The sequence below is a fragment of the Flavobacterium sp. Leaf359 genome (assembly GCF_001423985.1).
In the GTDB taxonomy this organism is placed as follows: domain Bacteria; phylum Bacteroidota; class Bacteroidia; order Flavobacteriales; family Flavobacteriaceae; genus Flavobacterium; species Flavobacterium lindanitolerans.
In genome coordinates, this window is the sequence record NZ_LMPW01000011.1 from 173,499 (window position 1) to 189,732 (window position 16,234).

At 35.9% G+C, this 16,234-nt stretch carries 13 protein-coding genes; 2 read left to right on the forward strand and 11 right to left on the reverse strand.

The genetic code is table 11. From position 1 onward, the window contains the following. Positions 1 to 145: 145 nt before the first annotated feature. The 4 genes from ASG38_RS07590 to eno all read right to left on the reverse strand — a co-directional run bounded on the left by ASG38_RS07590 (position 146) and on the right by eno (position 7,129). On the reverse strand, positions 146 to 2,812 hold the full coding sequence (locus ASG38_RS07590) for a T9SS type A sorting domain-containing protein (RefSeq protein WP_056068776.1): 2,667 nt from the start codon (positions 2,810 to 2,812) through the stop codon (positions 146 to 148). A 100-nt stretch (positions 2,813 to 2,912) separates the two neighbouring features. Continuing rightward, entirely contained in the window at positions 2,913 to 3,674 is a 762-nt protein-coding gene (locus tag ASG38_RS07595; RefSeq protein WP_056068778.1) for a LytTR family DNA-binding domain-containing protein, read from the reverse strand. A 2-nt stretch (positions 3,675 to 3,676) separates the two neighbouring features. Beyond that, positions 3,677 to 5,644: a tetratricopeptide repeat protein gene (locus ASG38_RS07600; protein ID WP_082482180.1), complete on the reverse strand. Its 1,968-nt coding sequence runs from the start codon at positions 5,642 to 5,644 to the stop codon at positions 3,677 to 3,679. 192 nt (positions 5,645 to 5,836) lie between these two features. Continuing rightward, positions 5,837 to 7,129 (reverse strand): phosphopyruvate hydratase, encoded by a 1,293-nt coding sequence (gene eno / locus ASG38_RS07605; RefSeq protein ID WP_056069090.1) that lies wholly within the window; start codon positions 7,127 to 7,129, stop codon positions 5,837 to 5,839. Positions 7,130 to 7,492: 363 nt separating this feature from the next. Here eno and ASG38_RS07610 point away from each other — a divergent pair, with 363 nt between their 5' ends. Further along, positions 7,493 to 11,035 (forward strand): T9SS type A sorting domain-containing protein, encoded by a 3,543-nt coding sequence (locus ASG38_RS07610; RefSeq protein ID WP_056068783.1) that lies wholly within the window; start codon positions 7,493 to 7,495, stop codon positions 11,033 to 11,035. Positions 11,036 to 11,154: 119 nt separating this feature from the next. On the opposite strand, the gene gwsS is transcribed toward ASG38_RS07610, so the two are convergent. Genes gwsS through ASG38_RS07635 form a run of 6 tightly spaced genes read right to left on the reverse strand, consistent with a single transcriptional unit; the run spans position 11,155 to position 14,568 of the window. After that, positions 11,155 to 12,252 (reverse strand): grasp-with-spasm system SPASM domain peptide maturase, encoded by a 1,098-nt coding sequence (gwsS, locus tag ASG38_RS07615; RefSeq protein ID WP_056068785.1) that lies wholly within the window; start codon positions 12,250 to 12,252, stop codon positions 11,155 to 11,157. Between the two features lie 3 nt (positions 12,253 to 12,255). Beyond that, the gene (locus ASG38_RS17655) at positions 12,256 to 12,432 is read right to left on the reverse strand and encodes a hypothetical protein (RefSeq protein WP_157486099.1); all 177 of its coding nucleotides are present in this window, start codon (positions 12,430 to 12,432) and stop codon (positions 12,256 to 12,258) included. Next, positions 12,413 to 13,354, reverse strand: coding sequence for a grasp-with-spasm system ATP-grasp peptide maturase (gwsG, locus tag ASG38_RS07620; RefSeq protein ID WP_056068786.1), 942 nt, complete (start codon positions 13,352 to 13,354; stop codon positions 12,413 to 12,415). Before gwsG ends, ASG38_RS17655 begins: the two co-directional genes overlap by 20 nt. Positions 13,355 to 13,399: 45 nt before the next feature. Further along, a complete protein-coding gene (locus ASG38_RS07625) occupies positions 13,400 to 13,639 on the reverse strand; it encodes a hypothetical protein (RefSeq protein ID WP_056068788.1) in 240 nt (79 codons plus the stop codon). 8 nt (positions 13,640 to 13,647) lie between these two features. Next, positions 13,648 to 14,046, reverse strand: coding sequence for a hypothetical protein (locus ASG38_RS07630; protein WP_056068791.1), 399 nt, complete (start codon positions 14,044 to 14,046; stop codon positions 13,648 to 13,650). Positions 14,047 to 14,085: 39 nt separating this feature from the next. After that, positions 14,086 to 14,568 (reverse strand): hypothetical protein, encoded by a 483-nt coding sequence (locus ASG38_RS07635; protein ID WP_056068793.1) that lies wholly within the window; start codon positions 14,566 to 14,568, stop codon positions 14,086 to 14,088. Positions 14,569 to 14,703: 135 nt separating this feature from the next. Here ASG38_RS07635 and ASG38_RS07640 point away from each other — a divergent pair, with 135 nt between their 5' ends. Further along, entirely contained in the window at positions 14,704 to 14,913 is a 210-nt protein-coding gene (locus ASG38_RS07640; protein WP_056068795.1) for a helix-turn-helix domain-containing protein, read from the forward strand. Between the two features lie 98 nt (positions 14,914 to 15,011). On the opposite strand, the gene carA is transcribed toward ASG38_RS07640, so the two are convergent. Beyond that, on the reverse strand, positions 15,012 to 16,124 hold the full coding sequence (gene carA, locus ASG38_RS07645) for a glutamine-hydrolyzing carbamoyl-phosphate synthase small subunit (protein WP_056068797.1): 1,113 nt from the start codon (positions 16,122 to 16,124) through the stop codon (positions 15,012 to 15,014). Positions 16,125 to 16,234: the final 110 nt, after the last annotated feature.

The following is a 16,234-nucleotide window of genomic DNA, read 5'->3' on the forward strand; positions in this document are numbered from 1 at the left end:
CAGGCACAAACAAATCCATTTAGAAAAAAAAGCCTGCTGATAAATCAGCAGGCTTTAAAAGTCAGTTATTCCATAACAAAAACTAAATCTTTATTGTTTTTTGATTAGGCTTTCTGGTTATTTTCTCTTTTTATGAATCTGTCTTCTAGTTTTTTCTATTGATTATTTTTTCGGTTTTGGCTCCTTCATCGGTTATAATTTTCACAAAATAAACTCCGGCTGCATAATTGGAAAGATCAAAACTCACCTCATTTTTCCCTAGAAGTTGCGTCATTAGTATTCTTCCCTGTGCATCATACAGGTATACTGTGCGAATCAGGCCGGCAGCTTTAATGTTAAGCATTTTGTTTACCGGATTCGGATAGATTTTAATTGTTTGATCCAAATCTTTTTCACCAACAGACAACATCTTGAAAACGGTTGTGACTCTATTTGTCAATACCGGAGTATTGTAGTCAAAGTATATTCCCACTCTGCTTGACACTGTACTTTCAGCAACAAGATTTTCTGTCGATTTTAGTTTTAATAAAATATTTCCATGACCACCAGAATCCAGATAAACATTCTGAAAAATGAATTCGGCTCTATTTCCTTTTACTCTTGCTCTTAGTTTATGGGAGCTGTCCAATATCTGAAGCGATGATACATCATACTCTTCCTCATCAATTTCATTTCGGATCACTATATTTTGAGCAGGTGCATTTCCAGTATTTTCAAAGCGAACCAGATAATGGAGATATTCTCCTATTTCTGTAGGAGGAACAATATCTCCTTCCAGACAGCTAATGTCATTAGGATCAAAAGAACCCACAACTTTCTGACGCAGTGTAAACGTATTGTCATTCGTATTCTCATCACCCGGTGCTGTAATGGAAGCGTTAAAGCTCAATATGTCATTGATATTAACCGGATGCCCATCCGTTGGTCTGTTGATATTCATTGTTACAGTAAAACTGCGGGATTCGAAAGGATGCAAGTCTGTATAACCCCAGGTTATCCTACCCGGAGTTTGCGAACCGGCAGCCGGAGTCGATGACACAAAACTCATCAGGTCCTGATTATAGCGAAGCGTGATTCCAGCGTTTTGGGACACTGTCTGGTTTCCGTTATTTTTATAGACTACTTTGTATACTGCATCAAAACCCGGTCTTGCAGGAACCACCGGCGCAATAGCTATTTCTATATCTGAATGCACTCCGTTTGGAGTAATACAGAAATTTTGTGTCTGCGTATTATTGTTATTATTTGGAAAGTTAACTACTGTACTGGCCGGGCTAAAAGAAAAGAAAGAGGTATTTTCTGTTGCAGGAGTCAGTGTAAATGCACCGGACTGTGTATAAAAAGCATATCCTGTTTCAAGATCTGTAAATACAGATGATTCTTCTATTCCGTCATTTATTTTTACCTTGATAAAAGGCTGTGTTCTATCATTAGTGTCGCAACCATTGCCATTTTCATCCAACCTTAACATACCGGCTATGGTATTGTAATCACCTCCGGGTGTAAAAGTACAGTATGGAGTAACGGAAATGTTCATACCCTGCCCCGTGAAAAAGCTTTGAAACAAAGCCACTTCATCTTCATCTGCGCAAACATATTCCAGGTTTGGCGTGTTGGCAAAATCAAAACCGTCAAAAATTTGCGGAAGTGAAAAACCATTTTTCAAATTTACCGAGATAAGTTGCGGATTGTCTGCGCAGGAAACTACAGAAACATAAGGAGAATGGCTAAGGTCTAATTTTGTTAAGGAATTATTATTGCAAAAAACCGACATTAAACCATTAAGTCCTGCCGTTTCAATTATAACGATGTTATTATTCCTGCAATCCAAATGTGATAAATTTTCCAATCCTGATAAATTTAAGACAGAAAACTGATTATAACTGCACATCAGCGTAGTTAGTGAGGGCAAGCCGGCTACGTTTAAAGCCGTAAGCTGATTGGCACTACATTCTATTCTTTCGAGATGGCTGTTTGCAGAAAAATCGAGGTTTGTCAGCGTGTTACTATGGCAGCTCAGGCTGACCAATTCCGGGAATGGTGAAAGATTTAAAGAGGTTAATCCCATTGCATTGCATGACAACTCTTTAAGTGAAGTCAGAGAAGAAATATTCAACGATGCAAGACCGGGATTATACGAATAATCCAGTCTTTCCAGATTACCCAAAGATGCCAGATTCAATGTAGAAAGCTGGCTCAAGCTACAATCCAATGATTTTAAATTCACCAATCCGTTAAGATTCAAACTCGTAAGCCCCGTAACACTACAATCCAGCTCAATCAGGTTTGTAGCCGGCGATAAATCCAGTGTTGTCAGGCTATTTCTTCCACATCTTAGCACTTTTAATGCAGTCAATCCGGTTAAATTGAGCGAAGTCAAATTACCACTCCCCATTACCCTGCAATCCAGATGTTTCAGGTTGACCAGTCCGTTCAGGTTTAATGAAGAAATCTGGTTTTCAGAACAATCAACATATTCAAGATAAGGGTTATTTGAAAGATTGAGCTCATTTATTGAATTGTGATAACATTCAAGGATTTTCAGGTTGGAAAAATGATTAATTCCCTGAAGAGAAGAAATATCTGAAGCGGAAACATTCAGTTCTACGACTCTAACGGCTTCACTAAGTTGAATTTCGCCATCATTATTCAGGTCAATACGTATAGGAGTTCCGTTGCCGTCTTTTGCTATCCGATTGGAAACATCAGCAGCCAACAATTTGCTTTTAAAAGATGGGTCTAAGATATCTACGTTCTGCGCATAGCTGAACCCGTATAAGAACAACAGCCCATAAAGTAATAATCTTTTCATATAACCATCATTTTTTTCATAATAATAACCTCCAAATATAATAAAGTAGGAGCCACAAAAAGAAATTATTTAGAATTTTAGCATTTCGGGCTAGAATTCGCTAAATCATTTTCAGCAATTCATGCAATCTTTCTTTTTTCCTTTGTGATATCGGAAGTTTGCTATTATCGGCCATAATGACATAACCTCCGTCTTTTTTGATGTAGGATTTGAGGCAGGAAAGATTGATCAGATGGGACTGATGGATTCTTTCGAAGCCATGCTCTGCCAATAATTCCTCGTATTCTTTTAGTGTTTTTGAAATCAAAATCGGCTTGCCGTTCTTAATATAAAACTTGGTATAATTGTCTTCAGACTCACAGCGAATAATATCGCTGACTTCCAACAGGTGAATTCCGTCGGAAGTAGAAAGCGCTATTCTTTTAAAATTATCGACTTTCTTTCTTATATTTTCCAAAAGCAGGTCGATGTGCGCGTAATTATCATTCTTTTCTAAAGTGCTTTTTATTTTTTCTATAACTTTTTCCAATTCTTCCGGGTCTACAGGCTTTAAAAGGAAATCCAAAGCACTGAATCGGAATGCCTTGATAGCATATTCTTCATGGGCTGTGATAAAGACAATATGCGAAGAAGACTTGCCATTTTTTTGCGCCAGATTTTCGAGAATGTCAAAACCTGTACCATCTGTAAGCTGTATGTCGAGAAAAACCACCTGAGGTTTAAGGCTGTCCATAACCTTGATACCTGTTTTCACGCTGTCAGCTTCTCCTAAAATTTTAATTTCAGGCGCATAGCGACTCAACAGGCTTTTCATTCCTTTTCTCAGGTTGCTGTCATCATCTATCAATACTGCTGTAATCATACTTATTTAATATATTGTATAGGCAGGTGAAGGACTACTTCCGTACCAACCGGATTTCCATTTTCGTCTTTCAGTTCCTTTATTTCTACTTTTGATGTTTTTGAGGTAACCGCCTCCATCATTTCAAGCCGTTTCCGGGTTATATCCAAAGCCATCGATTTATGAATTGAAACCGAAGCTGCTTTTAACTCCTGCGACTTTTCAAAACCTATCCCGTTATCGACAATTGTACATATCAGGCTTTCTTCTTTTAGCGAGAAATCAATATCGATTTTTCCGACTTCTTTTTTAGGAATCAAACCGTGGATAATTGCATTTTCCACAAAAGGCTGCAATAATAGCGGTGGCAGTGCCATATCGTCTTCTATCAGGTCACTTTTGGTGATGCTGAAATTAAACATTTTATCGGAACGTAGCTGCTCCAGCTCCAAATAATTTTGCAGGCTTTCAATTTCCTTATCAATCGGGATAAGCGATTCTTTAGAATACTCCAATGTAAGCCGCATCAATTTTGAAAATTTGGAGAGGTATTTTATAGCTGAATCCGTACCGTTTTGTACAATAAAGCTTGAAATAGAACCCAGGCAATTAAATACAAAATGCGGATTCATCTGAAGGTGCAGTGCTTTTTGCTCGTATTCTGCCAATTCCTTCTGCAAGGTTAGTGTTTTTTTGAGCTGCATCCTGTTATAAATCAGAAAAATAATTCCAAAAACCAGGATTACGAATAAAGCTCCAAAAATGGCCTGCAGTTGGTATCTTTTATTTTGTTCCTTAAAAAGCAATTCTCTTTTTTCATGAGCCTCTTGCTGCATGGTTTGCTTTTTTTCAAAATCAAAATTCATTTCAGCCTGGACGCTTTTCCTGATATTTTCATGGCTAACCAGACTGTCTCTTGCAATATTATAATATTTATAATGCTCTAACGCCAGGTCCGGTTTGTTTTGCTTTTCATAAATCGAACTGATGAGTTTTTCGGAATTCATGACCTGTTCCAATACATCCAGTTCTTTAGCAAGTTTTAAAGCACTGACTGCATTAGCCATTGCTTCATTATATTGTTTCTGGCTATAATAAAAATTGCCCAAGTGCGAATAGGTATCTGAAATACCAAATTTATCGTCTATAGATTTGAACTGAGCAACGGCTTTTTCCCAGCTTTCTGTCGCTTTAGGCAAGTTGCCTGTTTGCCAATAATAGGAACCCAGATTGTTGTATAATTCTCCCAGTCCTCTGGCATCGCTGCTTTTATCGAAGGTATTTTTTGATTTGGTATAATACTCAAAAGCTTTGGAATAATTTTTCTGTCTTAGATAGATATTACCAATATTGGTGGTAGTGATACCTACGGTCATATCTCCCGCTTTTTCCTGAAGTTTCTGGGCTCTGGTAAAATAATCCAATGCCTTGAAATCTTCTTTCAGGGCCTGATATACTATACCAATATTATTGTAGATACGGGCCGTTCTTGCCCCGTCTTTCATTTCTTCATAAATCCTGACCGCTTTCAGGTGGTATTGCAAAGCTTTGGCATAGTTACTTTGTTCCGAAAAGACTATCCCTATACTTCCATAAGCGCGGGCAAGTCCGTTTTTTATCTTGGAACTATTTTTAAGGTCGGTTACCAGATCGGCTTCAAATATTTCCTGTGCATTTGAAAAATTATCCAATGCCAATGAATAGTTTCCGAGAATTACATTTACATTTCCTAAATTCAGACAGGCATTTCCTTCTTCAATCCGATACTTTATTTTTTTGGAGAGTTCCAGTGCTTTATTTGCATACTCACGCATCTGTTTTGGGTCACTGGACATGTATTCTGATGCGATTGCATTGAGCAGTTCGGCCTTATCAATATCGTTTTTTGTATGGTTTAAAACGTTTTTCAGGCTGTCTATCGTCTTTTCCTGCGAATAGGAAAGAACGCAAAACAGCATAAAAAAGCAGATCACAAAGGATTTCATATTCATTCCAAAAACGTTTTATCTTTAAGATTCCGGCACATCAATTGGCATGATGCGCAATTAACAAAAATAACATTCTATTTCCCGAATATAGTCAAAACTTAGAATTTGACGGTTTTAATTTAGAATTTGATTTTATAAAAAAACCCTTTCGGAATATACATCCAAAAGGGTTTTAATTATTTAAAGATAGCTAAATTATTTAATCTTGAAAGCTTTTTCACCAGGGAAATAGGCCGTACTTCCTAATTCTTCCTCAATACGAAGTAATTGGTTGTATTTTGCCATACGGTCAGAACGCGATGCTGAACCTGTTTTTATTTGTCCACAGTTCAAAGCTACCGCCAAATCTGCAATCGTATTGTCTTCTGTTTCTCCGGAACGGTGCGACATTACTGATGTGTATCCGGCATTGTGTGCCATATTTACTGCAGCAATGGTTTCAGTTAACGTACCAATCTGGTTTACTTTTACTAAAATTGAATTTGCAATTCCCTTGTCGATTCCTTTTTTAAGACGCTCAACATTGGTTACAAACAAATCATCTCCTACAAGCTGTACTTTATCCCCTATTAATTCTGTAAGATATTTCCAACCGTCCCAATCATTTTCCTGCATACCGTCTTCAATCGAAATAATTGGATATTTTGATGCCAGTTCAGCCAAATATTCCGCCTGTTCTTTTGAAGAACGGACTTTCCCTGTTTCACCTTCAAACTTCTTGTAATCGTAATTTCCGTTTACATAAAATTCTGAGGCAGCACAGTCTAAAGCAATCTTAATATCTTCACCAAAAACATAACCTGCGTTTTCAACCGCCTTTTTAATTGAATCCAATGCGTCTTCTGTTCCACCAGCCAAATTTGGAGCAAAACCACCTTCATCGCCTACCGCAGTACTCAATCCTCTATCGTGCAATACTTTTTTCAGATGGTGAAAAACCTCTGTCCCCATTTGCATTGCTTGTGTAAACGTTTTTGCTTTTACCGGCATAATCATAAATTCCTGAAAAGCGATTGGAGCATCCGAGTGCGAACCTCCGTTGATGATATTCATCATAGGAACCGGAAGCGTATTACCTGAAACACCTCCAACATAACGATACAACGGCAAGCCCAATTCATTTGCAGCCGCTTTGGCAACCGCCAAAGAAACCCCAAGAATAGCATTAGCACCCAGGTTTGACTTATTAGGAGTGCCATCCAATTCAATCATTCTCTGATCGATCAGGTTTTGCTCGAAAACAGAATTCCCTAATAATTCTTCGGCAATTTTAATATTTACATTTTCCACCGCTTTCATAACTCCTTTACCCATAAATGCTTTACCTCCATCACGAAGCTCTACGGCCTCATGTTCTCCGGTTGAAGCTCCTGACGGTACGGCAGCCCTACCCAAAATTCCATGTTCTGTTACTACATCAACTTCAATAGTTGGATTTCCTCTGGAATCAAGGATTTGCCTTGCGTGGATTTTAATAATTCTGCTCATTATTAATTGTTTATTTGTTATTATTTGGTTGTTTTTCTGAATAGAACACAAATTTAAGGATTTTAAAATCCGAAATCTTTTATTTTTTAAAAACTTATAAACGCAAACGTTTTAGCATTTGTTATTTATTTTCTCACAACTCTTTCCTTCACATAACAGTATTTTTCGCCCTACTATTTCATCCTGTAATTCTGGCATAGAAAAAATTAAGAATCTGCATAAGATTTTTTCTTGTCAGATTTGTTAATACAACTCTAGAACACTTTTTCAAATTCTAATTCAAAACCGCTAAATTCTAATTAGTTTTTGTTTTTTTGCGCAAATACGCCGAAATTCAGGCGCTATTAATCAAACAACTAACTAATGAAAAAAAATCTATTTTTTTGGGCATTACTTGCCTTTTATTGTCATGCCTATGCACAGGCTCCCAGCAATGATGACTGTGCCAATGCCACTTCTCTAACCGTTAATACCAACTTGTCCTGCACATCGAAAACTGCCGGAACATTAGCAGGCGCTACAGACTCCGGAATCGAAGCAGATACCGGTACTGCCGATGATGATGTGTGGTATAGCTTCGTTGCAACAGCAACAACACACAAAATCAGCCTATTAAATGTAGAAGGTGATGACACCGATTTAGCCCATGAGGTCATGAGCGGAACTTGCGGAACATTAAACATCCTGAGTTCCAGGGATCCTAACACAAGTGTTGTTTCCGGATTGACAATTGGAACTACGTATTATGTAAGGGTTTACAGTTATTACGATGACGCTGTCACAACAACATTTGATATTTGTGTAGGCACTTTACCAGCGTTAACAAATGATGAATGTACAAATGCCGTAGTTTTAACACCTAATTCAGGCCTGACCTGCGCTTCTGTCGTTACAGGAGTTTTGGCTGGCGCTACCGATTCTGGCGTTAGCACGGAAACGGGAACTGCAGACGACGATGTATGGTATCGCTTTGTAGCTACAGCAACATCTCACAAAATTTCACTTTTAAACATTGATGGCAACGCAACCGATTTGGTACACGAAGTAATGGATGGCACTTGTAGCTCCTTGAACATATTGAGTTCCAGCGATCCTGAATCTAGTCTTGTTAGCGGTTTAACCGTTGGCAGTACTTATTATGTGAGAGTGTTTTCATACGGATCGAGTCCGGCATTGACTACTTTCGACATCTGTATAACTACTGTACCGGAATTAACCAATGACGAATGTACAACTGCAATTTCTTTGACTGTAAATCCGGCCAATACACCATGTGCTTCTGTAACACCAGGAACACTTATTGGCGCTACAGATTCTGGAATTTCAACCAGTACAGGAACTGCAGATGATGACGTATGGTATAGTTTTGTAGCTACTGCTACTTCTCACAGAATAAAATTAATTGACAGCAGTGGAGACAATACGGATTTGGTTCACGAAGTAATGGACGGCGTTTGCGGTTCATTGGTTGTACTAAACTCAAGCGATCCTGATTCAAGCCTTGTTAGCGGCCTTACCGTAGGCACTACTTATTACGTAAGAGTATTCAGTTACGGAAGTAGTCCTTCGGAATCGACAACCTTTAACATCTGCGTAAGCGTTCCACCGGCCGCACCTGCTAACGACGATTGTGCTAATGCAATAGCCGTTCAAGTAAACACAAACGATTCATGTACTTTAAAAACCGCAGGAACACTGGTTAGCGCTACTAATTCAAATGAAAGCGAATCAAGTGTTGGTAATTCAAATGATGACGTTTGGTACACCTTTGTAGCCACCTCGACTGCACACAGAATTAAGCTGTTAAATATAAACGGCGATATTACTGACCTTGTACACGAAGTATTTCAGGGAACTTGTGGTGGCCAGCTTATAAGCTTACACGCAAGCGATCCTGAATCAAGTCTTGTTACCGGACTAACAGTTGGAACTACTTATTACCTTAGAGTATTCACTTACAGTTCTGCCGCCGCCGAATCAACTACTTTTAACCTTTGTATCAGCGTTCCGCCAGCAGCACCAGCTAACGACGAATGTGCCGGAGCCGTTGCTCTGACAGTAAACCCTGATTTCAACTGTACATCTACAACTGCGGGTACATTGGCAAGCGCTACAAATTCTGGTATCGAAGCCGATACAGGAACAGCAGATGATGATGTGTGGTATAGCTTCGTAGCTACAGCTGCTACCCACAAAATAACACTTACAAACGTTGAGGGCGACCAGACCGATTTGGTACATGAAGTATTAGACGGCACATGTGCAGGATTAAACATTTTAAACTCAAGCGATAATGATGAAAGTACAGTTTCCGGATTAACTGTTGGCACGACTTATTATGTAAGGGTGTTTACTTACGGAAGTACTGCTTCAGAATCAACAACTTTTGATATTTGTATAGGAACATTTCCACCGGCTCCCGCGAATGATGAATGTGCCGGCGCTATTGCTTTAACTGTCAACTCTGATCTTAACTGTACAACTGTAACTTCAGGAACATTGGTAAGCGCTACGGATTCCGGAATTGAAACGGATACAGGAGAGGCAGATGATGACGTATGGTACAGTTTTATAGCTACTGCAACATCTCACAAAATAAATCTTATAAATGTAGAAGGAGACGAAACAGATTTAGTACACGAAGTGTTTGAAGGCACTTGCGGTACATTGTCTTTATTATACTCGAGTGATAGCGATTCAAGTTTCGCTACAGACCTGACTGTTGGCACTACTTATTATGTTAGAGTATACAGTTATTACTCTGATACACCGGAATCAACAACTTTTGACATTTGCATTGGTTCTCAGCCTGCTCCACCGGCAAATGATGACTGTACTAATGCAATCGCTCTTACTGTAAATGCAGACGCATCCTGTGCTTCTACAACGGCAGGTACAATTGCCGGTGCTACGGATTCGGGAGAATCGGAAAGCAGTGTTGGAACAGCAGACGATGATGTTTGGTATACTTTTGTAGCGACGGCAACTTCACATAGAGTGACACTTCTGAACGTAGAAGGAGATCCATCAGACCTTGTTCATGAAGTTTTTGAAGGAACATGTGGAGGACAATTGATAAGCATATCTATCAGCGATCCTGATACAAGTGTGGTTAGCGGATTAACCGTTGGTACTACTTACTATTTAAGAGTATTCAGTTATAGTAGTGATGAAATTGGATCTACCAATTTTGATATTTGTGTTGGTACTACACCTCCACCACCTGCAAATGATGATTGTGCAAATGCCATCACTTTGACTGCTGCCACAACATATGCCGGCGGAGCTGTGAATTCAACTGTAGCAGGCGCTACAGATTCTTCTCTTTCAGCCACTATTCCGGATCCGGAATGTGCCAGTTATGAAGGCGGTGATGTTTGGTATAAAGTAGTTATTCCTGCAGACGGAAAATTAACCATTGAAACCGGCAATCCAGTAGGGTCAAGCGTTACCGGCTTTGATTCCGGGTTGGCAATTTATTCAGGCACTTGCGATGCTTTAGAATTAATCGAATGTAATGACGATGGTGGCAGTGCAAATTATTCAAAAATCAACCTGACCGGAAGAACAGCAGGAGAAACAGTTTATATCAGAGTGTGGGAATACGGTAACGATGAAGAAGAAGCATTCTCAATCTCTGCCTGGAGCCCAACATTAAGTGTACCGGGATTCAACAACGCTAATTTCAAAGCTTATCCGAACCCTGTTAGCAATATTTTGAACCTATCTTACGACCAAAACATTTCAGACGTAAGCATCTTTAACTTATTAGGTCAAAATGTGGTTTCAAAAACAATCAATGACACTAATGGTACAATCGACATGTCTAACTTGCCGGCTGGTTCTTATTTAGTAAAAGTAACTGCTGAAGGACAAACTAAAACCATTAAGGTGATTAAGCAATAATCTGGAAACAGATTTCAAAATAAAAGAGCCACTGTAAAGTGGCTCTTTTTTATTTATATCGTTTTTGTGCGTGGTATTGCTAGTATAAAATTTAGTCATTATATCCACAACGAAAATCTTCAAGCGTCTTTTTTTATTAACTCTTGCATTCCATAAAAGTTAATAGCCTTTTGCTTTAAGGAATTAGTACTCCATTCTTCCCAAATATTTGTATAAGGATTGTAACCACATTTTAAAGGTTTTGAATACATATTATCCGGATCTTCTATATAGGCGCGACAATCTGTGCATATATGACGAAATTCACAATCTTTACATACTTCTATTTGATCTTTTGTAATGTTCCAATATTTTTTAAATTCAGTATGGTCTAAAGTTACCATAAGACTATTCTCTTTTACATTTCCGAAATTTTGCTTTATTGCTGGGCAATTTTTAATATTTCCATCTTTATCAATTGCTATTTTTTTATGGAGACACGAATTATAATTTAAAGATTCTAAAACCTTTGGCTTATTCACATTTTCAAAATCTTTTTTATTAACTGTTCCACAATGCATAAAATTATAAATCGGATAATTAACCCATTCAACATTATATGAAAACTCATCAGTTACTGGCCGAATATTTTTTTTACTATCGTGAAATATGATTTTTGAAATTATTTGGCTATTTTTTTCTTCCCTTTCAATAAAATCAAATATTTCTCTTGAAAATTTCAAAACTAACTCTAAGCCCTTTAACCTTAATTCGCTGGCAAAAGCTAATATTTTTTTTAAGCTCTTTACATCAATATAATCATATGAAATAAACTGGAAATTTTTGCAAAACAACTTTTCAATGCTTTTAAAAACTATTTCTATATTATTAATATTGTATTCTGAAATCTCAATAATAGCATTACTAATAAAATTTGGCATCTCAAAATTCAAATCCATGTCTATAAAAAGATCAAATTCTTCATAACTAGTGATTATCCCCAAATCATTCTGAAGCATATAATCTATATACTGATTTATAACCCTCCTATTCTGTTCTCCATACAATACAACAACTTCTTCAATAGATAATTTGCTATTTAAACAACTAAATATTTCTTCTAACTCATTTGGAATAACTATATAATTTTCTCTTTGTATGTCAACAATTATGCTTCTATTCATACCTTTGACAATAATACAATTAGTAAAAGTTTTAAAATATTTATCCTCCCCCATTTCTTAAAACCTGCTTATTTTTTTATAAAACTCTAAATTTTCAAAAAGCATTTCAGTACGCCTTTCTTCAGCATGTTTTTTTCCAGGCTTATTTTTCCTAACAATTATCAAATCATTATATGACAATGGAAGTTTATCTTTATTTTCAATGATATAATCTTCAATTTTTTCGATATTCATACACTAAATAATTGGCTATTTTTTTTTCTAAATTATAATTACACGGAAAGGATGTCATTCCAAACTGACCTACTGGATTTACTTCTAAAAACACATATTCATTTTTTTTTGTTACTATCATGTCTATAGAGCCGCAGTTTAAATCTACTCTTTTCATTAAAGCATTTAGTTTTACTTCTATAACTTTGGGTAATCGAAAAGGTACTTTTCTATTCGGTTTTTTTTTATTATAATTTCTAAAATCTAAAGAAGTTTGTTCATCCTTCTGAGAAAGAATTGCCATTGGGTAAAACTCACCATCTAAATAAAAAATTCTTAATTCAAATTTTTTTTCTATTTTAACTTGGACTAACGATGGGAAAAAGAAGTCATTATTAATTTCATCCATTTTCAGCAATGTAGTATAATTATATATAGTAAAATCTTCGAACACCTGCATTGCACTTCCACTTATAGTTTTTGTAATATATTGAATATCTTTTGATAGCTTATTTTTAAGTGCTGGCAAGGAAGAAAAAACATATTCCTCTGGAGTCTTTATATCTAATATATTAGCAATTTTGTTGACGATTAACTTATTAACATTTGCTTTATTTATTGAGTTTAGGTGTGTTTTTTGTTGCAATACATAATAAATATAATCCACACAATCTGTAAATTCTGTCAGTAAAAACTCATTCAATTCTAAAATTGATGTTGGAATGAATTTAACATTCAAATAACCTCTCCTAAACCAAAAACTTTTAATATCACTTATATTAAAATTATAACTTTTAGATTTAAAATTAATGTCATCACCAATAAAATTCAATTTGAATTCATCTTCTTTTGTTATTTTTACCCATCTAACACCATAAAACTCTAACCATTCAATAACTTCAATTGTGGATAAATCATTATCCTCCGATAAAATTAAAACCATAGCATGAATAATAAAACAAAAGGTTGCTTAGAGCAACCTTTATTTTTAAGTACAGCATTCCGTATAGATATTCTCTATAGGAGACACCTTCCAACGATCCCAAACAATGCTACCGTCAGTCATTACACGACCTGTTCTGGCAACCCTATTTCTATCCGGCTTATCATTTTCGCATGTATTTTCATAATAAGATTGCTCTACGCCGCCTTTAATTACGGACAATCCATTTTTATCAAGACCAAATCCCTGTCTTTCAAACTCTTCTAATGTTTTTAACTTCTTCATATATACTATTATTTATTAATAATTTTATCAAAACGCCATTGCTGATACCCTAATTTTGGGAGCCCTATTGTTCTCCTTAACGAATCTGCTTTTTTATGATCAAATTTTGCTTTAGTTGGAAATGAATAATAATACTGTTCTTCCTTTCCATTTTCTGCCTTTGATTTCGAAATCATATTTTTATCATATATGCTTGAGTAATCAGTTGGGGCACACTTTCCTTCTATAACCATTTTTTTTAATAATGGGAGATATTTTTCTTTGACTTCGCTATCTTGATGTAAAAGAAGTACATTAACATCAATAGGTCTATCATCATACCAATTAATTGAACCTATCACAATATAATTAGGGTAGCCATAAGTAGCAATAATATCTTCAAGCTCTGCCTTATGTTTTTTTTGCAAAAAATCTATTTTATCTCTGTCATAGTTATCCCTGGCCTCTTAATCTTCATAATACATAATCTTTAATCTTTCTCTCAATTGTGTATTTATTGACTCTCCGTATTTATTTTTAAAAAGCTTAATCTCATCAATTTTAAATCCTGAAATTTGCTGAACCCTTTCCGTTATTTCATACGAATTGGGATGAGAACTCCGAATATCTCCAAAATTTTCATAAGAATACTTCACTTTCTCTTTCAAATTTTTAATATTCCCGCTCATCACTGCTGCCCCCAAGTAATTTCCATATTCAGAATAATTTTCCATATTTAAAGGCTTAAATTTTTTAAATAGGCTATCCAAAATCTCATAGCTTCTTTGATAATTATCTGTCAAATACAAACTGTCTGCTTCATAGACCTTTAAATAATAAGGGATATAATTTAATTCCTGTTTTGGATTTGTAATTAAATCCCTTTTTTGTACACAAGAAAAAACGATTATACATGTAAATACTAAAATATTTTGAAAATTTAATTTCATAATTCATTTAAAGTTTAACACAATATTAAAAGATATTATCAAAAATCCTTATTCCTATGAGGAATAGTTAAAAAAAAATTGTATAATTGTGTACTCCCAATAAATTTTTTGTCTTGAAAAAATAAGAATAAAAAAATGAATTTAGGGATACTAGTATATAATAATATTCACAAAGCACGTCTAAAGAAGAGATTTACTCAGGAATATATGGCGGATCAGCTTTCTATTTCACAGGCACATTATAGCAAAATTGAAAAAGGTTTGAAAAAACTAACACTCGATCGGATAATTCAAATTGCTCATATCCTAGAGATAGACCCAAAAACTCTTTTTGATCCAATCTAAAACACTTTTTATCACAAGAAGCTTTCATTCTGAAAACAGAATTCTATGTAAGAAAAAGAGCCACTAAATAGTGGCTCTTTTTTTATTCTGATTTATTTTTATTTTGTTACACAGCTTTTGATATTCTCAATAAACTGGTCGAACAAATAAGATGAATCATGTGGTCCCGGGCTTGCTTCCGGGTGATACTGTACTGAAAAGCAATTTTTATTTTTCATTCGCATACCGGCAACGGTTCCGTCATTAATATGAAGATGGGTTATTTCCAAATCCGGATGTTTTTCCAACGCTTCACGATTTACCGCAAATCCGTGGTTCTGCGAAGTTATTTCTCCTTTTCCCGTAATAACATTCATTACCGGATGGTTTATCCCTCTGTGGCCGTTAAACATCTTATAGGTTGGGATTCCGTTAGCTAGAGCCAAAACCTGATGTCCAAGACAGATTCCAAAAACAGGATCATCATTGGATAAAATTTTCTTTGCTATTTCTATAGCTCCAAAAAGAGGATCGGGATCACCAGGACCATTGGAAAGGAAAAATCCATCAGGATTAAAAGCTTTCATCTCTTCATAGGTCGCATCAAAAGGGAAAACTTTTATATAACAATCTCTTTTGGCAAGATTTCGCAATATATTTTTCTTGATTCCCAAATCCAATGCTGCAATTTTATAAGTAGCCTTTTCTTCTCCAACAAAGTAAGGTGCTTTGGTAGAAACTTTGGAAGCCAATTCCAATCCTTCCATATTTGGCACTTTTGCCAGCAATTCTTTTAATTCATCGATAGATTTTCCATCTGTAGAAATTACGGCATTCATGGCACCATTGTCACGAATATAACTTACCAGAGCTCTTGTATCTACATCAGAAATGCAAATTAAATTCTGCTTCTTAAAATAATCTTCAAGACTACCGGAAGAATTGGCACGCGAATAATTAAAAGAAAAGTTTTTGCAGACTAATCCTGAAATCATGATCTGATCGGATTCTACATCTTCTTCATTCACTCCATAATTACCAATATGGGCATTTGTTGCCACCATAATTTGGCCAAAATAGGACGGGTCTGTAAAAATTTCCTGATAGCCTGTCATTCCTGTATTAAAGCAGACTTCGCCAAAAGTAGTTCCTTCTATACCTATAGATTTCCCGTAAAAGATGGTTCCGTCACTAAGAAGGAGAATTGCTTTTTGTCGTGTTGTGTATTTCATTTTTTATTGTTGTGTTGTGTAGTTATGGAATGCGGTTGCAAATTTAATTCAATTTTAGAGTTTCTAAAAATTTATTTCTCGATAGACCTTTTTCAAAACGGCAAAAAAAA